Origin of the sequence: Edaphobacillus lindanitolerans (assembly GCF_900156305.1) — a bacterium.
GTDB classification, from domain to species: domain Bacteria; phylum Bacillota; class Bacilli; order Bacillales_A; family Planococcaceae; genus Bhargavaea; species Bhargavaea lindanitolerans.
The window spans coordinates 127,312-145,949 of the sequence record NZ_FTPL01000001.1; the positions used below are offsets into that span (position 1 = coordinate 127,312).

The following is an 18,638-nucleotide window of genomic DNA, read 5'->3' on the forward strand; positions in this document are numbered from 1 at the left end:
GGTTCACCTGCTGTCGGATAGTCAAAGGAGGGCGAATGGGATGCATGCGCTCCATCATCCGCTTTTTATCAAGTTTATGGCGTATTTCAACGGGAATCAAGATTATTTCGAGTGCCATGAAGTCCTGGAAGACTACTGGAACGAAGTGGCCCCGAAAGACAAGACCCATCCGCTCGTCGGCTACCTGCTCCTCGCCGTCAGCCTCTACCATTGGCGGCGGGGCAATTTGCCGGGAGCCAAAAAGTCGATGCGAAACGGAATCGGGAAGCTCGGGAACGGGCTTGTGGGACACCCGGAATTCCGTGACGGCATCGATGCCGGGGAGTTGCTGCGTTCGGCGGGGGATGCACTGGCCCGGATGGATTCGGGCAGTCCGTTCTCCCCGTTCGAGATCCGGATTACCGATCCGGCACTGGCCGGTAAGGTCCGGACGGCGGCAGCGGGGCTGCAGGGCGAAAACAGCCCGTCCCTCATTCACAAACATATGCAAAGGCGCCGGACCGATATGTCCGGGGCACGGAAAAAAGGGAGGGACAGCCGTCACTGACGGTCTGTCCCTCCTTCGGGCATTTCCGGGCATTTTTCAAGAAACGGCCGCGTCGCCTCGGTGGCTCTGAATGTCTTGCCGGGCAGGAGCGTTGCAAGTTTCCCGACCATTTCCTTCCCGACGCCTTCGCCCCTGTGCGAAGGATTGACGGAAACGTGATGGATCGTCACGACATCCCCGCCCACTTCCGTGCCGATGAGGCCGATGTAGTCGTCTCCCTGTTTCCAGAGGAACAGCTGAAACCGGTCATCCGATTCATAGCGGTGGATGGTCTCTTTGAGCTTTTTGAGATCTTTTTCCTCCGGCATGAACGACAGGAGGCCCATGGCGATTTTTTCGAGTGATTTCTTATAGCGCAACAGCATATTGCAATCCCTCTTTTTCGTGTTCTCTGCCGGCCTTACTTCGCCGGCGGCCCTGCGTCGGGCGCGATGAAGAGCCAGTATGCAGCTCCCCATGCGACCGCCATGACGACAAGGAGGAGGAACAGGATGATGTTCGATTTCCTCAACGCATTCCTTCCTTTCCCACTGCAGCGGGTTCGGCGTCAAGGCGGATCAGGTCTTCATACGTCTCTCTCCTGATGGCGAGACGGTGTTCCCCGTTTTCCGCGAAGACGACCGCAGGGCGAGGCAGCCGATTATAGTTGCTGGCCATGGCATAGCCGTATGCACCCGTGCAGAACACGGCGACGAGATCGCCCTCGCTTGTCTCAGGCAGGCGGGCATTTTCGATGAGCTTGTCCCCCGACTCGCAGCATTTGCCGGCGATCGTATAACGCGTATCATGCGGCAGTTTCATCCGGTTCGCGAGAGCGGCCGTATACTCGGCCCCGTAGAGGGCCGGCCGGATATTGTCGCTCATCCCGCCGTCTACCGCCAGATAGGTCCTGATTCCCGGCACCGTCTTCATCGAACCGGCGGTATACAGTGTCGTGCCGGCATCTCCGACGAGCGAGCGGCCGGGCTCGATCCAGATTTCAGGAAGCGGGTAGCCGGTTTCCGCCGCAGCCGCCTTCACCGTAAGGATCATGCTGCGCACATACTCGTCCGGCTCCAGAGGATGGTCATCCTCCGTATATCGGATGCCGAAGCCTCCGCCCAGGTTCAGCACAGGGCAGACAAAGCCCTTTTCCCGGCGCCAGGCATCCATCTTTCCGATCAGGGATCGGGCGGCGAGCCCGAATGCTTCCGTGTCGAAAATCTGGGATCCGATGTGGCAATGGAGCCCGAGCACGTGCATTCCGGGCGTCTCCGACAGGATCCTCAGCGCTTCGTCGGCCTGGCCGTTGTTCAGGTCGAAGCCGAATTTGGAATCTTCCTGTCCGGTTGTGATGTAGTCGTGCGTGTGTGCTTCGATTCCCGGCGTCACCCGGATGAGGACGTCCATCCCACGGCCCGTTTCCTTTGAAAGCTCGCCGATCATGCCGATTTCCATGAAATTATCCGCGACGATACAGCCGACTCCCTGCTCGAACGCCATCCGGAGTTCTTCCCTGCTTTTGTTATTTCCGTGGAAATGGATCCGCTCTGCAGGAAAACCGGCACGGATGGCCGTAAACAGTTCGCCGCCGGACACGACGTCCAGGGCGAGTCCCTCTTCCTCTGCAAGCCGGTAGATTGCCAGGCACGAAAAGGCCTTGCTCGCATAGGCGACCTGTGCGGGCACCCCTTCATCGGAGAATGCTTTTTTGAACGCACGGGCCCGGGACCTGATCAGACCGGTGTCATACACGATGAGCGGCGTGCCATGCTCATCGGCAAGCCGGACGGTGTCCGTGCCGCCGATCTCAAGATGGCCTTTACTGTTGATCGTCTGTGTTCCGTATAGATGCACCCTGCTCATCCCCCCGGCTAGTTCTAATCAAACTTTACCATGAAGGACGGGAACGCGCAATCCGCCCTTCAGGTCCGCTTTCGGACCGGGGAATCCGTGATGAACGGCCTGATGGCATTTTCCGTCATCGGGAAGCGGATGACGACCCTCCGGAGCGCATTCGGGAAGAACGGGACGAGCGGCCACAGGTACGGAACGCCCATCGGCTTGACGGAGCACAGGTACCAGAACAGGATGCCGACGCCGATGAAGAATCCGGACGGTCCGAGAAGTGCGCTCAGGATCAGCAGCCCGGCACGGAAAATTTTGGCCGCAATGCTCAGCTCATAGGAAGGGATCGCAAATGTGACGACGGCCGTGAGTGCAACGTACAGCACGACTTCAGCCGTGAACAGGCCGACGTCGATCGCAATCTGCCCGATGATGACGGCCGCGATGAGCCCCATCGCCGTCGTCAGCGGTGTCGGCGTATGGATCGCGGCCAGCCGCATGAACTCGATGCCCGCATCCGCCGTGATGATCTGGAACAGGAGGGGGACCGAGCCGTGATCCTTCGGACCGAGGAAATCAAGTGCCGCAGGAAGGTGTTCGCTATGTTTGACGAGCATATACCAGAGCGGCAGCAGGAAGATGCTGATCAGGAAGCCCGTGAAACGGAGCAGCCTGACACCGGAGCCGATGAGCGGCGCCTGGCGGTACTCTTCCGCATGCTGCAGATGGTGGAAGATCGAAGTCGGAACGAGCAGCACGGACGGTGATGTATCCACGACGATGGCGATATGCCCTTCCAGAAGATGGGCCGCACAAATGTCCGGCCGTTCCGTGAAGCGGACAAACGGGATCGGATGGAAGCGCTGCTTGAACAGCATCTCTTCCAGTTGTTTGTCCGTCATCGTCAATCCGTCATGGTCAATCTGCGCAAGGCGGTCACGGATCATGTCCACATGGTCGCTGTTTGCCACGCCTTCGATGTAGCCGATCGCGACGTCCACACGGCTTCTTCCTGATACACGGTGTATCTGGAACCGGAGTGCCGGATCCCGGAGCCTTCGCCGGATCAGCGCCGTGTTCTGCAGGAAGTTCTCCGTGAAGCCGTCACGCGACCCACGGACGACTTTTTCATTGTCCGGCTCTTCCGGCTGCCTGCCGGGATATTCCCTGACATCCGCAAGGAACGCGGAGCCGTCGTCCATGATAAAAGCGGCCTGCCCGCTCAGGACCGCATCGATCAATTCCTCGACGTCCTTTGCCGGGCCGGCCGCATGATAAGGGAAAAACGTAAGGAAGTTCGAGCGATCCATCAACTCATGAAGTTCACCCCAGTTGTCATCCGCCTGCATGGAAGTGAGCAGTTCGGTCACGACCTGGCCGCTCACGAGCCCGTTCATGTAGACCATCGTGGCCGGCTCTTCCCGCAGATGGATGTCCGCCATCACAAAGTCGAAAGTCTCCCCTTCCCCGAATAAAGCGCCGAGTTGTTCTTTTGCCTGATCCCTGCTGTCGTATAGACGCTTGATCGTCATCCTTCCCCTTTCATTTTCACTGGTTCCCGGACAAGGTCCGGCCGCATCCATGTCTTCATTTTCGAAAGGATTTTCTTTTCAAGCCTCGACACCTGTACCTGGGAGATGCCGAGGCGCTCTGCAATGTCGCTCTGCGTGCAGTCCATGTAGAATCGCATGATGATGATCGTGCGGTCACGCGGATCGAGGCGGGAGATGATGTCCTTCAGAGGGATGTGGTCAAAGCCCCGCTCCGACCGCTCGTCACGCACCTGATCCATAAGCGTCACCGAATCGCCTTCCCCTTCGTACAACTGTTCCTGCAGGGACGCCGGATCCCGCATCGCATCCATCGCGATGATCACTTCTCCCGGAGGGACGCCGATGATCTCGGAGATTTCCGAAACGGTCGGCGAACGCTCGTGATCCTTCATGAAGTCGTCTGTTGCATGCCGGATCTTGAAGTTCAGTTCACGGATGGAGCGGCTGACCTTGACCATGCCGTCGTCCCGGAGAAACCGCTGAATCTCCCCGATGATCATCGGCACGGCATAGGTGGAGAACTTCACATCGAAGCTGAGGTCGAACTTGTCGACCGCCTTCAGCAGCCCGATGCACCCGATCTGATACAGATCATCCAGTTCAACACCCCTTGAAGAAAAGCGCTGGACGATCGACCAGACGAGCCGGGTGTTCCCCTCCACCATCTCACGCCTGGAGTCCGTATCTCCGGCCTGGGCGGCGGCAATCAGCTCCCGCATCCTTTCCTGTGTCAGCAACGGTTGCTTTCGCTGTGTCCCATTCTCTTCCATTGGTCACCCCGTCGTCCGGCAAACTTCCGGCACCGGGGAAAAAGTTTTTTTGAACGTGACCGTCGTCCCGCTGCCCGGTGCCGATTCGACTTTGAGATTGTCGGTGAAGCTTTCCATGATTGTAAAGCCCATCCCCGACCGCTCATCATCCGGCTTGGTCGTAAACATCGGCTGCATCGCCTCGTCCACGTCGGTGATGCCCCTTCCCTTGTCGGAGATCGTCACCGTCACTTCCCGGCCCTCCAGCATCGCCCGGACTTCTACCATTCCGGACGGATCTTCTCCATAGCCATGGATGATGGCGTTTGTCGCCGCTTCGGAGATGACTGTTTTGTATTCAGATATTTCCTCGAGCGTCGGGTCGAGGGACGCGATAAAGAACGTGAGCGTCATCCGTGCAAGTGCCTCATTTTCGCTGACCGCCGCAAACGTGAGCGTCATTTCATTTTCCATGCAGGATCCCTCCCAGCTTGTCGATTGCATCCGTTGCCGTCCCGTCAAGAAGATGGTCTCCAAGGCCGGACATCTCGAACATTTTCCTCATCGTAGACGAAGGGTTCAGGATCACCGTCCCGCCGTCCACGGTGCGCAGATCCCTCATCCTCCCGAGGATCAGGCCGATTCCGGCACTGTCCATGAATTGGAGGCTGCCGAGATCCCAGATGATGCCGCTGATCGCACCGCCATAAAGCAAGTGGCTGACCGTCCGCCGGATTTCATCGGCCGAATGGTGATCGAGCTCCCCCGCCGGCCGCACCAGGACAAAGCCGCCTTCCAACATTTCAATCATCTGTTCCATATGTTTGTCGCCCCCTTGAAGCCGTATATTCCACACCGCTTTGGCCGAAACCTTGCCTCCGACAAAACTAGTGCGGAACCGTCAAAACCAGACGGACGGCCGTCTTCCGAGCCTGTCCGGGAGACTCGGATTTTATACGCGGATCCAAAGGCTTTTTTGCGGAAAATGGCCGGTCCGACCGGTCCCGGCAGAAACAAAAAAACTGTGCAGGCCCGGACATTGGGTCTGCACAGCATTCGGATTCTGTCATCGGATATCTCCGCGGATGAGGGCCGGCGGGGTGACCGGCTCTTCCCCGATGGTGATATGTTCGCGGATCATGGAGATGGCGGTATCCGTGCCGCGCCCGTTTGAATGGACTTCCGCGAGGGGTTCGCCCTTCCTGACCGGATCGCCGACTTTTTTCTTCAGCACGATGCCGACGCCCAGGTCGATCGCCTCGTCCTTTGTGGCGCGCCCTGCACCGAGGTGCATCGCGGCAAGTCCGATGTCATCGGCGCCGATCGACTGAATATACCCGTCCCGCTTCGCATCCACCTGAATGACTTCATTCGCGGACGGCAGGCGGTCCGGATGGTCGACGACCTCCGGATCTCCGCCCTGTGCTTCGATGAATGAGCGGAACAGCCCGAGTGCCGAGCCGTCCCCGAGCACCTCATGGATCATGCGGGCCCCTTCCTCCAGTGAATCTGCCTTGCCGCCGGCAACGACCATCCGGCTGCCGAGTTCCACGCAGAGGCGGGTGAGGTCTTCCGGCCCTTCGCCTTTAAGTGTGGCGATCGCCTCTTTTACTTCGAGGGAGTTGCCGACTGCAAAACCGAGCGGCTGGCTCATATCGGAAATTACGGCAAGCGTCCGCCGGCCGACCGACCGACCGATGCCGACCATGGCTTCCGCAAGCCTGCGGGAATCCTCTTCGGTTTTCATGAATGCGCCTTCCCCGGTCTTTACATCGAGAACGATCGCGTCTGCGCCGGCTGCGATTTTCTTGCTCATGATCGAGCTGGCGATCAGCGGGATGCTGTCCACTGTCGCCGTGACATCCCGCAGGGCATACAGTTTTTTGTCGGCCGGGGTGAGGTTGCCGCTTTGGCCGATGACCGCGAGCTTCAGCCGGTTCACCTGTTCCTTGAACTCTTCTTCCGTCAGCTCGATATGGAACCCTTCGATCGACTCCAGCTTGTCCAGCGTCCCGCCCGTATGGCCGAGGCCGCGGCCGCTCATCTTCGCGACCGGAACGCCGCACGCAGCGACGAGCGGACCGAGGATCAGTGTCGTCGTATCGCCGACACCCCCCGTGGAGTGTTTGTCCACGAGAACACCCTCAATGCCGGACAGGTCAATCCGGTCACCGGAATCGACCATCGCCAGCGTCAGCGTCGCCCGCTCCCGCTCGTCCATGTCACGGAAAAACACGGACATGAGGAGTGCGCTCGCCTGGTAGTCGGGAATCGACCCGTCGGTGATCCCGTTGACGAAGAAACGGATCTCCTCGTCCGACAGGCTCATGCCGTCCCGTTTTTTCGCTATCACATCCACCATTCTCATTTCAGTTCGCCCGCTTTCCATATCTTGATCAAGTCCTTGCCGCATGAGGCGGAAGAAATCTTACTTGAGCTTGCCAAGGAAGCTCCCGCCGAAACCGGGAAGCTTCACGCCGAAATTATCGGCCACCGTCGCGCCGATCGAGGCGAACGTGTCCTGCAGAGGAAGCTCCCCGCCCGCTTCGAATCTCGGAGACCAGGCGATCAGCGGGACATACTCCCTCGTGTGGTCCGTTCCCGGGGCAGTCGGGTCATTGCCGTGGTCGGCCGTGATGATCAGCAGGTCGTCTTCTCCCATTGCCTCCTGAAGTTCCGGAATCCGGGCATCGAACTCGGCCAGCGCCCGGCCGTAGCCTTCGGGATCACGCCGGTGTCCGTAGAGCGCATCAAAATCGACAAGGTTGGTGAACGACATGCCGGTGAACTCTTTGTTCATCACTTCGATGAGCTTGTCCACCCCGTCCATGTTGCCGGTCGTGCGGAGCGCTTCCGTCACGCCTTCCCCGTTGAAGATGTCGGAGATCTTGCCTACTGCAATCACGTCCAGCCCGCCGTCCTGAAGCTCGTTCATGACCGTGCGGCCGAACGGCTTGAGGGCATAGTCATGGCGGTTCACGGTCCGGGTGAAGTTGCCCGGCTCTCCAACGAACGGCCTTGCGATGACCCGGCCGACGAGGAATTCCTCGCGGAGCGTGATTTCCCTCGCAATCTCGCAGATGCGGTACAGCTCATCGAGCGGAATGATGTCTTCATGGGCCGCGATCTGAAGGACGGGGTCTGCAGATGTATAGACGATCAGATCACCCGTCTCCATCTGCAGCGGGCCGAACTCATCGATGATGACCGTTCCGCTTGCCGGCTTGTTTCCGACGACCTTGCGTCCGGTTTTATCTTCAAGCTCCAGGATCAGCTCGTCCGGAAAACCGTCCGGATACACCTTGAACGGTTTATCGATGTTCAAGCCCATGATTTCCCAGTGCCCGGTCATCGTGTCTTTTCCGACGGAAGCCTCCTGCATCCGCCCGTAGTAGGCCGCCGGCTGCGCCGCCGTCTCGAGCCCTTTCAGCGGGCGGATGTTGGCAAGGCCGAACCGTGCCATATTCGGCATGTCCAGGCCTCCCGTTGCTTCTGCAATATGCCCGAGGGTGTCCGCGCCTTCGTCGCCGAATGCCGCAGCATCCGGAGCCTCTCCGATTCCGACCGAATCAAGCACGATCAGATGGATCCGTTTGAATGGTTGCGCTGTCATTGTCAAAAAACCTCCTTGGCCGTATATACCCATTTCATGAACCATCGTACCACAACTCAGATGTCTGTTGTCATGATTTTACTGCTCATCAGGCACGGGGATGGAACCGGCTGTAAACGTCCTTCAGACGGGACTTTGACACATGTGTATAAATCTGGGTCGTCGAGATGTCCGCATGCCCGAGCATCTCCTGGATCGCCCGGAGGTCCGCCCCGTTCTCGACCAGATGCGTGGCGAATGAATGCCGCAGGATATGCGGAGTGAGCTCTTTTGAGATCCCCGCCGTCCGTGCGTGCTCATTGAGCAGTTTCCAAACTCCCTGCCGGGAAAGCCTTCCGCCCCTCGCATTGACGAACAGCGCATCCTGCGCCCGCCCGCCTTTCAGCAGCTTGGGGCGTGCATCACCGAGATAAACGGATACCGCGTCAAGGGCCGTTCGGCCGAGCGGGACGATCCGTTCCTTGGACCCTTTGCCGAAAACACGGGCAAAGCCCATCGTCAGGTGGACATCCCCGGTGTTCATGCCGATGCATTCGCTCACACGCATGCCGGTCCCATAAAGCATTTCCAGCATGGCGCGGTCCCGGACTCCGTTCGGCTTCGAAAGGTCGGGTGCGGAGATGAGTGCATCCACTTCATCGACCGACAGGACGCGCGGAAGCTTCATGTCCAGTTTCGGGAGATCCAGCTGCACGGTCGGATCTCCCGTCGTGATCTGTTCACGGACGAGAAACTGGTGGAAGGACCGGATGGATGAGATATGCCGCGAGATCGTGCGAGCCGACTTCCCCTCCGATTCGAGCACCTTCAAGTATTCTGTGATGTCCTGCCGGGTCACCCCGTCAAGCGATTCCGCGGCCGAGCCTTCGGTCAGATGTTGCAGGTAGCCCTTCAGGTCGCGCCGGTATGATTCGATTGTATTGTCTGCAAGCTGCCGTTCCACTCTCAGGAAATGAATGTAGTCAAGCAGCGAATCTTCCGCTTCCATCATGCTGATCGCCCCCTATGAATGATTTTGTGGAAGAAGAAAAAAAGGACAGCATCCGCCATCCTTGTTTCCGTCTTTATGTACGTTCCGCATCCTCGGCCGCTTCGCCGCTGCATCGCCAGCAGATGCCATGGAACGTCAGCCGGTGGTCCTTGATCTGGAAATTCCACCGGTCCTCGACGATCTGCTCCACGTCTCCGAGCAGATCTTCCTGTATCTCGTCGACCGCCCCGCACTCGATGCAGACGAGGTGGTGATGGAAATGGGCTGCGCCTTCCTGCCTCAGGTCAAAACGCGACACACCGTCACCGAAGTTGATCTTGTCGACAACCTTCAGTTCGGTCAGCAGCTCGAGCGTCCGGTATACGGTCGCCAATCCGATTTCAGGCGCCTTCTCTTTGACGAGGAGGTATACGTCTTCCGCGCTCAGATGGGCCTCTTCGTGCTCAAGGAGCACCCGGACGGTCGCCTCTCGCTGGGGCGTCAACTTATAGTTCGCATTGTGCAGCTGTTTTTTGATCCGTTCAATCCTGCTCTCCATGAGACGCCCCCCTCAAACTGCTCTCATTATATCAAATCCGGCCTGCCGGTTACAAGATGGCCGGCACTATTCCTTATAGTCATTATTATATGATAATGATTTTCAATTAGCAAGGAAATAGAACAGGCCCATTTCTCCGGCGCAGACGATCAATGAGAGGACGGCAATCCTGAGCGCCGCAGCCTGCCGGTCCCTGCCAAAATGGCGCTTGAGCATGAACGGGGGGGCCAGGTTCATGCAGAACAGAATGAACAGCACCGTCAGAAGGAGCTGTCCGGGGAACCACCACAGGGCATAAAATTTCATCGCGCTTTCCTGGCTGATGAGGAAAGCGGAGGCGAGCCCGAAATAAACCGTCCGGATTCCGGCCAGAAACATGACCGCGTGCCGGAGGGCGGCATGGGAGGCAAAAAAGAGTGCCAGCACATGGAACATCAAGAATGCGGCGGCCGCCCTCCACGGAAACCCGGACTCGGCAAGGCCTGTCCGCCTGTCCGCGAATACGGCAACCGTCTCGGCCATGCCGGGACCAGATAATCTGTAAAGTACCGTTCCACCCGTATAGCCGACAATAAGGAGCGTGAGCAAATAAAGAAATGGGAGCGTTCGCGGCACGGCATGCACCTCCTGTTGTTTTGTACATGCTATGCCTGTCCGCTTCCCGTCATGTCACCGTCCGGTTTTCTGTCCTTTTGCCCACAGGAGGGAGAACGCCGTCTTGGCGTCAAAGATCCGGCCGTCTTCCATCATCGCTTCCGCTTCCTCAAGCGTCGCTTCATGCAGTTCCACAAATTCGTCCTCATCGCCTGCCGCCGGCTCTTCGATTCTCGTGAGCCCCCGGGCCGCAAACATATGGACCACTTCATCGGCAAATCCCGGAGAAGTGGCAAACGTCGTGATGTGGACCAGTTCAGCGCAGGCGTAGCCCGTCTCCTCCTCCAGTTCCCGACGGGCCGTCACGGCAGGGGCTTCTCCCGGCTCCAGCTTGCCCGCCGGCACTTCGATCATGGATTTCCCGAGTGCCTTGCGGTATTGCTCGACGAGCACAATCCGGCCGTCTTCGAGCAGCGGGACGATCGCCACCGCCCCCGGGTGCCGGACCAGTTCCCGCTTCGCCGGTTTTCCGTCGGGCAGGATCACATCGTCGAGTTCAACGGTAATGATCTTCCCTTCATAGATGGTCTTCGTGCTGACCGTTCTCTCTTCAAACTTTTCCATTTGGCTCATCCCTTTCGGTTGGTCGTCTCCACGGATTCATTATACTATTGTCGGGAGGGGTGATCTTGTTGAAGAAACGGAAACTTGGCAATACCGGTCCCGAAGTGTCGGAAATCGCACTCGGCTGCATGTCACTGCCAGAAGACGAGGCGGCGGCATCCCGGATCGTCGATGCGGCGCTGGACTCGGGGATCAACTATTTCGACACGGCCGATCTGTACATGCGGGGCCGCAACGAAGAATTGACCGGGCGGGCACTCGGCCGCAGGCGTTCCGATGTCATTCTCGCCACGAAGGTCGGAAACCGCTGGACTGAAGGAGAGGACGGGTGGTCGTGGGACGCGTCGCCGGAGTATATCCGCCAAGCGGTGCATGACAGCCTGAGGCGGCTCGGGACCGACTATATTGATCTGTACCAGCTGCACGGCGGGACGGACGGGGACGACCTGGACGCCGTGATCGGCGTGTTCGAGGATCTGAAGAAAGAGGGCCTCATCCGCCACTACGGCATCTCATCGATCCGTCCGAACGTATTCCGGCCGTTTCTTGGGAACAGCGAAGCCGTTTCGGTCATGATGCAGTACAGCCTGCTCGACCGCAGGCCGGAGGAATGGTTCGGAGCCATCAGGGAGGTCGGCGCGTCCGTGGTTGCGCGGGGCCCGCTCGCAAAAGGGCTCCTGACGTCCGAGGCCGCCGAACGGGCGTCACGTTCCAACGGTTTTGAATCCTATTCGGCTGCGGAACTGCGGGAGCTTGCCGGCCAGTTTTCCCGTCTGCCGGACAGCCTGCACGGCGCAGCGCTCGGATTCATCCTCGGCCATCCGGAAGTGTCGGCGGCCGTGGCGGGTGCGAGCAGCGCCGAACAGCTGGAAGAAACACTCCGGGCATATGACGGGATGCCGGATGCCGAAACGGTCGGCGCCTATGCAGCCCTTACAAAAACCAACCGGTACGAGAATCACCGGAACTGACGCGGATAGACAGAGAAAGCACCGGGAAGATTCCCCGGTGCTTTACTCTTTGGATGGACATCCGTCCGTCAGTCTTTCGGCAAGCCGTTCCCGTAACCGTACCGGTCCAGCAGTTCCCCGAACGACATGTTCTTTTCTCGTTCCCTGCGGGCTTTGGCCGCCTGTTCTTTCCGGAGGGCCTCTTCAGCCCGCTCGCTTTCGAGCAGGTCTTTCTTTGCCTGCATCAACTTCTCGAGGGTGTCCCCGCCCAGCCCGTCCGCCAGAGTTGCGCGACCCTCGGCCTGTTTGTTCCGGCTGCTTTCCTGCGGCCGTGCTTTTCTCTTTTTGGCCATATGCGATCACCTTCCCGGTAACAGGATATCACGGCCGGGTGACGATTGTCGCGACTCCCTGTCCACCGCCGATGCAAAGTGTGGCCAGGCCGTTTTTGGCATCCCGCCTCTCCATCTCATGGAGAAGGGTCACCAGGATCCGGGCACCGCTCGCGCCGATCGGATGGCCGAGCGCAATGGCTCCCCCGTTGACATTGAGCTTGTCGTGATCAAATCCGAGCTCCCGGTCCACGGCGATCGACTGGGCCGCGAATGCCTCGTTCGCTTCGACAAGATCCATGTCGGCAAGTTCCATCCCGGACTTTTCAAGGACGTTCCGGACGGCCTGGACCGGCCCGATCCCCATGACGGCCGGATCCACTCCGGCATTGGCATTCGCCTTGATGGCGGCAAGCGGCCGGATGCCGAGCTCTTCGGCCTTTTCCTTGGACATGACGACGAAGGCGGCCGCACCGTCATTGATTCCGGATGCGTTGCCGGCCGTGACGCTGCCTTCCTTCTTGAATGCCGGGCGCAGTTTTGCGAGCTTGTCCGCGGTCGTCCCGGCCTTCACATATTCATCCGTATCGAAGATGACGGGATCTCCCTTTCGCTTCGGAATCTCGACGGCTACGATCTCATCCCGGAATTTGCCCGCTTCGATTGCGGCCGCGGCCCTGGACTGGGACCGTGCGGAGAACTCATCCTGCTCCTCCCGGCTGATGCCGTAACGGTCGCACAGATTCTCGGCCGTGATGCCCATATGATAATCGTTGAACGCACACCAGAGCCCATCGGAGATCATGCTGTCGACCATCTTCTGGTCGCCCATCTTGAATCCTTCACGTGCGCCTTTGACGAGGTATGGCGCCTGGCTCATGTTTTCCATGCCGCCTGCCACGATGATGTCGGCGTCCCCCGCCTTGATCGCCTGCACGGCGAGATGGACGGCCTTGAGCCCCGAGCCGCACACTTTGTTGATCGTCATCGACGGGACGGTCTCCGGAAGGCCGGCCTTCATCGCAGCCTGGCGGGCCGGGTTCTGGCCGAGCCCCGCCTGGAGGACATTCCCCATGATCACTTCATCGACGGATCCGCCCTCGACGCCTGCCCGGTTCAAGGCCTCCTTGATGACAATCCCGCCAAGTTCTGTTGCCGGAACATCCTTCAGCGCCCCCATGAAAGAACCGATCGCCGTCCGGACAGCGCTTACAATTACCACTTCGTTTGACATGCCCCAAATCCCCTTTCTAACCCCTGCAAAGTTGCCACGTCCCGTTTCCATCCTTAAAATGATAGATGGGAGGGGGTTTATCATGTTCAGTTTACCAAAAACAGCAACAATAATCGAGGTCGGTCCGCGTGACGGACTTCAGAATGAAAAAAATGAAGTGCCCACGGACGTGAAGCTCCGATTCATCGAGTCGCTCCAAAAAGCGGGGATCCTGGAAATGGAAGTGACTTCATTCGTCTCGCCGAAATGGGTGCCGCAGATGGGGGATGCGGCGGAAGTGATGGGGAAGGTGCACCGGACAGGCCGGCAATTCGTGCTGGCTCCGAATGCACGGGGCATCGAGAATGCCATCGCTTCCGGTGCTGACAGCATCGCCGTGTTCGTCGGGGTCACGGATTCATTCAATAAGAAGAACATCAACCGCTCGACGGCGGAAAGCATGGAAGGCCTCGCGCCGCAGATCCGCCGGCTCAAGGAAGACGGGCTGTTTGTCCGGGCCTGTATCTCGACTGCGTTCCACTGTCCGTTCGAAGGTCCCGTCGATCCTGACCGGACACTCGGATTGTGCAGGGAGTTCGCCGGACTCGGCGTGGATGAGCTGAGTGTCGCGGATACGATCGGCATGGCGGATCCATCGGAAAGCTACAGCCTGTTCGGGCGTCTGAAGGAAGAACTTCCGGATATGCTCATTACGGCACATTTCCATGATACGCGGAAGATGGCGCTCGCCAACATACTTGCATCCCTTCAGGCAGGCGTCGACCGGTTCGATACATCTGCGGGCGGCCTCGGCGGATGCCCGTTTGCACCCGGTGCAACCGGCAACGTGGCAACCGAGGACGTCGTCTACATGCTGGAACGGATGGGTGTCTCAACGGGCGTTTCCGTGGCCGGTGTCTGCCGGGCGGTCGATGAAGTGGCCGGCTTTGTCACCCGTCCACTCTCCTCCGGCATGTATAATTTGCACCAAAACGGCCAACCCAAATAATAATGCGGAAAGGAGGACACCTCTTGGGCCCGAAAAGAAGAAAATTCGTCCTGGCGACGGGAATCGTTGCCGGGGTGTCCGCCGCCATCAGCTCTGCCGCAGGATTCATTGCGACCAACCGGCTGATGTACATGAAGAAAAAAGAAGATGAGTTTATCCGGGAGCGGGAAATCAGTGCAAAGCGGTTTGACGAAGGATGGTTTGACTCCGTTGCCAAACAGGACCGGTGGGTCGATTCACCGAACGGGTACCGGCTCAAGGCGGTGCTCCTCGAACCGCTCCAGACCCGCCACTATGCCGTCATCAGCCACGGGGTCACCGAGAACAAGATCAACTCCGTGAAATACGCCCGGATGTTCGAGCGGCTCGGATTTAATTCCGTCATCTACGACCATCGGCGCCACGGGGACTCGGAAGGTAAGACGACGAGCTTCGGCCATTATGAAAAAATCGACCTCGGGGCAGTGGTCGGGGAGCTGAGGAAATATGCCGGCGAGGGTGCCGTCATCGGTGTACACGGAGAATCGATGGGCGCCGCCACCGCCCTCTTGTATGCCGGAATGGACGGAGACGAAGCGGATTTCTATATCGCGGACTGCCCGTTCTCGGATTTCACGGAACAGGTGCTGCATATTCTTCGGAGGGACACACCGTTCCGGACGACCTTCGCCATCCGGCTCGCGAATTTCTTCCTCCGCGTGCGCGACGGCTATACGCTGGATCTTGTCTCCCCGAGACGTTCGGTGCCGGACATCGAAAAACCGGTGCTCTTCATCCATAGCCTGGAAGACGATTTCATCCCGCCCGACATGACCCGGGAACTCTACCTGCTGAAAAATGGGCCGAAAGCGATCCGCCTGTTCAAAAAAGGGGCACACGCCCAGTCATTCAATGAGAATCCGGCCGCATACGAGGATACGGTCAGGGACTTTCTCGATGAGAACCGCCTGCTTCCCGAAGAGGGGCAGGCACACGATACGGCGGGATAAAAAGAACGCGCACTCCATGCCGGAGGCGCGTTCTTTTGACTCATTTGTCGCCCATTTTGTTCATCTGGGCCATCATCTGATTGATTTTCTTCTGGGATGGCTTCATCCCCATCTGCATCATCAGCATCCGGATCATCTGTTCATTGATCGGCGGGTTCTCTTTCAGGTAATTCATCATATATTTACGTGCGATGAAAAAGCCGAGAGCCACCCCGGCGAGCAAAGCAACGATGATCAGGACAATCCACCAAGCGGTCGCCATGAGAGTTCCTCCTCCGTGCAGTCGATTTCACGAATAGTGCACCAAGGAGAAGTATACAACAAAATATTATCAGCGACTACTGTTTCCGCATAATTCTCTGACCGGCACGAACCCGCTTTCCCAGAACCTGACCGGCTTCAGCCATCCGCACTCCCGGCTCCCCTGCTTCACGGCAAAGTAATGACCGCTGGACCCGGCAAGCCCGGCAAACAGGTCAAGGTCCAGCATCCGCGTCCCCTCGCATCCGACCGACAGGCTGTAAGGGCCGAAACCGATCCGGATGGTCCCTTTCACGGGATGGCGGAACACGAGGTCCTCCCCTTCCCTTCCCATCTCCGGGAACCGCCCGTCCAGCCGGCTCATGAGTGTTTCCGACACATCATCCCGGCTGATCGGCCTGCACAGATAACGGATTTCCCTGCCATCCTCCCGGTGGGCCGGCTGTCCGTCCGCTCCGTTGCCGAGCATTTCCTCAAGCAGCGATTCCCGGCCGATGACAAACTGCCGGTGATCGCCCTTCACCTCATAAATCGTATAAACCCTCATGACCGTGCCCCCTCTTTTTTTTACCATCATACCGGGTTTATGCAGAAAATTTTGTCTCTCCGCGGAGAAGAAGCCCTCTACTTTTGTCGAACGGACGGAAGCGGATCACGCCCTTCATGGGACGGCAGCCGCAAAATCACCGGACCGGTAAGCGTCGGAGGCACAAAAAAGCTCCGGGGAGGGACATCCCTCTCCGGAGCCATAATCATTCATCCTGTCAGCCAAGCAGCTGCTTAAAGCGGGCCACTACGTTTTCAGGTGTGAAGCCGTATTCGGACATGACCGTGCCGCCCGGCGCGCTGGCGCCGAATGTATCGATCGCCAGTACATCCCCTTCGCCGCCGGCATATTTGTGCCAGCCGAACGAAGCACCCATTTCAATGGCAAGACGCTTCTTGACGGACGACGGAAGCACCTGTTCCTTGTAGCTTTCTTCCTGCTGTTCGAACCGGTCCCACGACGGCATCGAAACGACGTTCACGCGGATGCCTTCGCCGGCAAGGAGTTTCTGTGCCTCGACAGCGAGCCCGACTTCCGAACCGGTCGCCAGAAGGAGCCCTTCCGGTTCGCCGCCTTCCGCAGGAGAAACCACGTATGCACCCTTCGCAACGCCCTCTGCGGCAAGCTCCGCAGACCGTTCGAGCACAGGCAGGTTCTGCCTGGACAGGACGAGCACCGTCGGGGTTGTCCCGGAAGAGACGGCAAGCTGCCATGCAGCGGCGGTTTCGTTCCCGTCGGCCGGACGGATCACGGACAGATTCGGCATCGCTCGAAGCGAAGCGAGATGCTCCACAGGTTCGTGGGTCGGTCCGTCTTCGCCGACCGCAATGCTGTCATGCGTGAATACGTAGGTGACCGGTACGCCCATGAGTGCGGACAGACGGATTGCCGGACGGACATAGTCGCTGAAGACGAAGAACGTCCCGCCGAACACTTTCAGTCCGCCGTGCAGCGCCATGCCGTTGAGCGCCGTGCCCATCGCAAATTCACGGACGCCGAACCAGATGTTCCTGCCGGCATAATCATCCGGAAGGAAGTCCGATGAACCTTTGATCGTCGTCTTGTTCGAGCCTGCCAGATCCGCGCTTCCGCCGAACAGGGAAGGCACCGTTTTGGCAAGTGCGTTGATGGCATCCCCGGATGCAGAACGGGTTGCAACCGATTTGCCCGCTTCATAGACCGGCAGCCCGCTTTCGAAGTCTTCCGGAAGGAGGCCTTCGATCGCATCGGCAAACTGTTCCGCTTCTTCCGGATATGCCTTGCGGTACGCTTCAAACTGTTCATTCCATGCCTGTTCCGGCTCTTCGCCCTGCCGCTTCGCCGCGTCGCGGAATGTCTCGTACACTTCATCCGGCACATGGAAATCTTGTTCGAACGTCCAGTTGTAGTATTCCTTGACGAGCTTCATCTCGTCTTCACCGAGCGGCGCGCCGTGGACATCCGCCTTGCCGGATTTGTTCGGCGATCCGTAGCCGATGATCGTCTTCACTTCGATGATCGTCGGGCCGCCTTTGTTTCCTTTGGCTTCCGCGATCGCATTCGAAACGGACTCGACATCGTTGCCGTCTTCCACGCGGAGGTAGTTCCACCCGTAGGACTCGAACCGTTTCTTCACATTTTCCGAGAAGCTCATGCCGAGTTCCCCGTCGAGCGTGATGTCGTTGCTGTCGTAGAGGACGATCAGCTTGTCGAGCTGCAAGTGCCCGGCCATCGAGATGGCCTCCGAAGCGACGCCTTCCATGAGGTCGCCGTCTCCGCAGAGCGCGAATGTATGATGATCCACGATTTCGTGGCCCGGCTTGTTATAGACGGCGGCAAGATGCTTTTCGGCCATCGCCATGCCGACAGCCATCCCGATCCCCTGGCCGAGCGGTCCGGTAGTGGCTTCCACGCCTGCCGTATGTCCGTATTCCGGGTGGCCGGGCGTTTTGGATCCCCACTGGCGGAAATTTTTGATCTCTTCAAGCGGGAGATCGTACCCGCCCAGATGGAGGAGGCTGTAGAGCAGCATCGAGCCGTGCCCGGCGGAAAGGACAAAACGGTCCCGGTTAAACCATTTCGGATTGGCCGGATTATGGTGGAGGTGTTTTGTCCAGAGGGTATACGCCATCGGGGCGGCTCCCATCGGAAGGCCCGGGTGGCCGGAATTGGCTTTTTCGATCGCATCGATGGACAGCGTGCGGATCGTGGTGATTGCTAGAGCATCTGCGTTAGTCGGCATTTTCGACATCCTTTCACGTACGAATAATACTGCCTCTATAGTTTAGTCGAGGAAAGGATTCTTTACAACCTGCCCTGGCC

The 18,638-nt window shown here is 58.7% G+C and carries 21 protein-coding genes; 4 read left to right on the forward strand and 17 right to left on the reverse strand.

Features of this window, described 5'->3' with window-relative positions; genetic code table 11:
- Nucleotides 1-40: 40 nt before the first annotated feature.
- Nucleotides 41-547, forward strand: coding sequence for a DUF309 domain-containing protein (locus B0B07_RS00600; protein ID WP_076756439.1), 507 nt, complete (start codon nt 41-43; stop codon nt 545-547).
- Here the strand turns inward: B0B07_RS00600 and B0B07_RS00605 are convergent.
- The 12 genes from B0B07_RS00605 to B0B07_RS00660 form a co-directional block, all read right to left on the reverse strand.
- On the reverse strand, nt 541-912 hold the full coding sequence (locus B0B07_RS00605) for a GNAT family N-acetyltransferase (protein ID WP_076756440.1): 372 nt from the start codon (nt 910-912) through the stop codon (nt 541-543). The genes B0B07_RS00600 and B0B07_RS00605 overlap by 7 nt on opposite strands.
- A gap of 142 nt (nt 913-1,054) precedes the next feature.
- Entirely contained in the window at nt 1,055-2,383 is a 1,329-nt protein-coding gene (gene lysA, locus B0B07_RS00610; protein ID WP_076756441.1) for a diaminopimelate decarboxylase, read from the reverse strand.
- Between the two features lie 68 nt (nt 2,384-2,451).
- Nucleotides 2,452-3,906: a spore germination protein gene (locus tag B0B07_RS00615; protein ID WP_076756442.1), complete on the reverse strand. Its 1,455-nt coding sequence runs from the start codon at nt 3,904-3,906 to the stop codon at nt 2,452-2,454.
- Complete coding sequence (locus B0B07_RS00620) at nt 3,903-4,697, reverse strand: SigF/SigG family RNA polymerase sporulation sigma factor (RefSeq protein ID WP_076756443.1); 795 nt, start codon at nt 4,695-4,697, stop codon at nt 3,903-3,905. Before B0B07_RS00620 ends, B0B07_RS00615 begins: the two co-directional genes overlap by 4 nt.
- A gap of 3 nt (nt 4,698-4,700) precedes the next feature.
- On the reverse strand, nt 4,701-5,150 hold the full coding sequence (spoIIAB, locus tag B0B07_RS00625; protein WP_076756444.1) for an anti-sigma F factor: 450 nt from the start codon (nt 5,148-5,150) through the stop codon (nt 4,701-4,703).
- Nucleotides 5,140-5,496 (reverse strand): anti-sigma factor antagonist, encoded by a 357-nt coding sequence (locus B0B07_RS00630; protein ID WP_076756445.1) that lies wholly within the window; start codon nt 5,494-5,496, stop codon nt 5,140-5,142. Before B0B07_RS00630 ends, spoIIAB begins: the two co-directional genes overlap by 11 nt.
- Nucleotides 5,497-5,742: 246 nt before the next feature.
- On the reverse strand, nt 5,743-7,044 hold the full coding sequence (locus tag B0B07_RS00635; RefSeq protein ID WP_076756446.1) for a pyrimidine-nucleoside phosphorylase: 1,302 nt from the start codon (nt 7,042-7,044) through the stop codon (nt 5,743-5,745).
- A gap of 60 nt (nt 7,045-7,104) precedes the next feature.
- On the reverse strand, nt 7,105-8,289 hold the full coding sequence (deoB, locus tag B0B07_RS00640; RefSeq protein ID WP_076756447.1) for a phosphopentomutase: 1,185 nt from the start codon (nt 8,287-8,289) through the stop codon (nt 7,105-7,107).
- A gap of 88 nt (nt 8,290-8,377) precedes the next feature.
- Nucleotides 8,378-9,280, reverse strand: coding sequence for a site-specific tyrosine recombinase XerD (xerD, locus tag B0B07_RS00645; protein WP_076756448.1), 903 nt, complete (start codon nt 9,278-9,280; stop codon nt 8,378-8,380).
- Between the two features lie 73 nt (nt 9,281-9,353).
- Complete coding sequence (gene fur / locus B0B07_RS00650; protein ID WP_076756449.1) at nt 9,354-9,818, reverse strand: ferric iron uptake transcriptional regulator; 465 nt, start codon at nt 9,816-9,818, stop codon at nt 9,354-9,356.
- 102 nt (nt 9,819-9,920) lie between these two features.
- The gene (locus B0B07_RS00655) at nt 9,921-10,433 is read right to left on the reverse strand and encodes a hypothetical protein (RefSeq protein ID WP_076756450.1); all 513 of its coding nucleotides are present in this window, start codon (nt 10,431-10,433) and stop codon (nt 9,921-9,923) included.
- A 54-nt stretch (nt 10,434-10,487) separates the two neighbouring features.
- Nucleotides 10,488-11,036 carry an NUDIX domain-containing protein gene (locus B0B07_RS00660; protein WP_076756451.1) on the reverse strand — a complete coding sequence of 183 codons (549 nt, stop codon included), beginning with the start codon at nt 11,034-11,036 and terminating at the stop codon, nt 10,488-10,490.
- A 68-nt stretch (nt 11,037-11,104) separates the two neighbouring features.
- Here B0B07_RS00660 and B0B07_RS00665 point away from each other — a divergent pair, with 68 nt between their 5' ends.
- Complete coding sequence (locus tag B0B07_RS00665; RefSeq protein ID WP_076756452.1) at nt 11,105-12,007, forward strand: aldo/keto reductase; 903 nt, start codon at nt 11,105-11,107, stop codon at nt 12,005-12,007.
- A 68-nt stretch (nt 12,008-12,075) separates the two neighbouring features.
- Here the strand turns inward: B0B07_RS00665 and B0B07_RS00670 are convergent, their stop codons facing one another.
- Both B0B07_RS00670 and B0B07_RS00675 read right to left on the reverse strand, forming a co-directional pair.
- Nucleotides 12,076-12,339: a YqkE family protein gene (locus tag B0B07_RS00670; protein WP_076756453.1), complete on the reverse strand. Its 264-nt coding sequence runs from the start codon at nt 12,337-12,339 to the stop codon at nt 12,076-12,078.
- A 28-nt stretch (nt 12,340-12,367) separates the two neighbouring features.
- On the reverse strand, nt 12,368-13,552 hold the full coding sequence (locus tag B0B07_RS00675; RefSeq protein ID WP_076756454.1) for an acetyl-CoA C-acetyltransferase: 1,185 nt from the start codon (nt 13,550-13,552) through the stop codon (nt 12,368-12,370).
- An 82-nt stretch (nt 13,553-13,634) separates the two neighbouring features.
- Between B0B07_RS00675 and B0B07_RS00680 the strand changes: the two genes are divergently transcribed.
- Together B0B07_RS00680 and B0B07_RS00685 are read left to right on the forward strand one after the other, a co-directional pair.
- The gene (locus tag B0B07_RS00680) at nt 13,635-14,540 is read left to right on the forward strand and encodes a hydroxymethylglutaryl-CoA lyase (RefSeq protein WP_076756455.1); all 906 of its coding nucleotides are present in this window, start codon (nt 13,635-13,637) and stop codon (nt 14,538-14,540) included.
- A 23-nt stretch (nt 14,541-14,563) separates the two neighbouring features.
- Nucleotides 14,564-15,529: an alpha/beta hydrolase gene (locus B0B07_RS00685; protein ID WP_234982225.1), complete on the forward strand. Its 966-nt coding sequence runs from the start codon at nt 14,564-14,566 to the stop codon at nt 15,527-15,529.
- Nucleotides 15,530-15,569: 40 nt separating this feature from the next.
- Here B0B07_RS00685 and B0B07_RS00690 read toward each other — a convergent pair whose 3' ends face one another.
- The 3 genes from B0B07_RS00690 to tkt form a co-directional block, all read right to left on the reverse strand.
- Entirely contained in the window at nt 15,570-15,791 is a 222-nt protein-coding gene (locus tag B0B07_RS00690) for a YneF family protein (protein WP_076756457.1), read from the reverse strand.
- Nucleotides 15,792-15,860: 69 nt separating this feature from the next.
- Entirely contained in the window at nt 15,861-16,337 is a 477-nt protein-coding gene (gene sirA / locus B0B07_RS00695; RefSeq protein ID WP_076756458.1) for a sporulation inhibitor of replication protein SirA, read from the reverse strand.
- A 217-nt stretch (nt 16,338-16,554) separates the two neighbouring features.
- A complete protein-coding gene (tkt, locus tag B0B07_RS00700) occupies nt 16,555-18,558 on the reverse strand; it encodes a transketolase (protein ID WP_076756459.1) in 2,004 nt (667 codons plus the stop codon).
- Between the last annotated feature and the right edge of the window lie 80 nt (nt 18,559-18,638).

Excerpts from the sequence above, each read along its gene's own strand:
- deoB (WP_076756447.1), bottom strand. The coding sequence starts at position 8,289 with ATGACAGCGCAACCATTCAAACGGATCCATCTGATCGTGCTTGATTCG.
- tkt (WP_076756459.1), bottom strand. The coding sequence starts at position 18,558 with ATGCCGACTAACGCAGATGCTCTAGCAATCACCACGATCCGCACGCTG.
- B0B07_RS00690 (WP_076756457.1), bottom strand. The coding sequence starts at position 15,791 with ATGGCGACCGCTTGGTGGATTGTCCTGATCATCGTTGCTTTGCTCGCC.
- B0B07_RS00605 (WP_076756440.1), bottom strand. The coding sequence starts at position 912 with ATGCTGTTGCGCTATAAGAAATCACTCGAAAAAATCGCCATGGGCCTC.
- xerD (WP_076756448.1), bottom strand. The coding sequence starts at position 9,280 with ATGATGGAAGCGGAAGATTCGCTGCTTGACTACATTCATTTCCTGAGA.
- fur (WP_076756449.1), bottom strand. The coding sequence starts at position 9,818 with ATGGAGAGCAGGATTGAACGGATCAAAAAACAGCTGCACAATGCGAAC.
- B0B07_RS00620 (WP_076756443.1), bottom strand. The coding sequence starts at position 4,697 with ATGGAAGAGAATGGGACACAGCGAAAGCAACCGTTGCTGACACAGGAA.
- sirA (WP_076756458.1), bottom strand. The coding sequence starts at position 16,337 with ATGAGGGTTTATACGATTTATGAGGTGAAGGGCGATCACCGGCAGTTT.
- B0B07_RS00660 (WP_076756451.1), bottom strand. The coding sequence starts at position 11,036 with ATGGAAAAGTTTGAAGAGAGAACGGTCAGCACGAAGACCATCTATGAA.
- B0B07_RS00670 (WP_076756453.1), bottom strand. The coding sequence starts at position 12,339 with ATGGCCAAAAAGAGAAAAGCACGGCCGCAGGAAAGCAGCCGGAACAAA.
- B0B07_RS00675 (WP_076756454.1), bottom strand. The coding sequence starts at position 13,552 with ATGTCAAACGAAGTGGTAATTGTAAGCGCTGTCCGGACGGCGATCGGT.
- B0B07_RS00630 (WP_076756445.1), bottom strand. The coding sequence starts at position 5,496 with ATGGAACAGATGATTGAAATGTTGGAAGGCGGCTTTGTCCTGGTGCGG.
- spoIIAB (WP_076756444.1), bottom strand. The coding sequence starts at position 5,150 with ATGGAAAATGAAATGACGCTCACGTTTGCGGCGGTCAGCGAAAATGAG.
- B0B07_RS00600 (WP_076756439.1), top strand. The coding sequence starts at position 41 with ATGCATGCGCTCCATCATCCGCTTTTTATCAAGTTTATGGCGTATTTC.
- B0B07_RS00615 (WP_076756442.1), bottom strand. The coding sequence starts at position 3,906 with ATGACGATCAAGCGTCTATACGACAGCAGGGATCAGGCAAAAGAACAA.
- B0B07_RS00680 (WP_076756455.1), top strand. The coding sequence starts at position 13,635 with ATGTTCAGTTTACCAAAAACAGCAACAATAATCGAGGTCGGTCCGCGT.
- B0B07_RS00635 (WP_076756446.1), bottom strand. The coding sequence starts at position 7,044 with ATGAGAATGGTGGATGTGATAGCGAAAAAACGGGACGGCATGAGCCTG.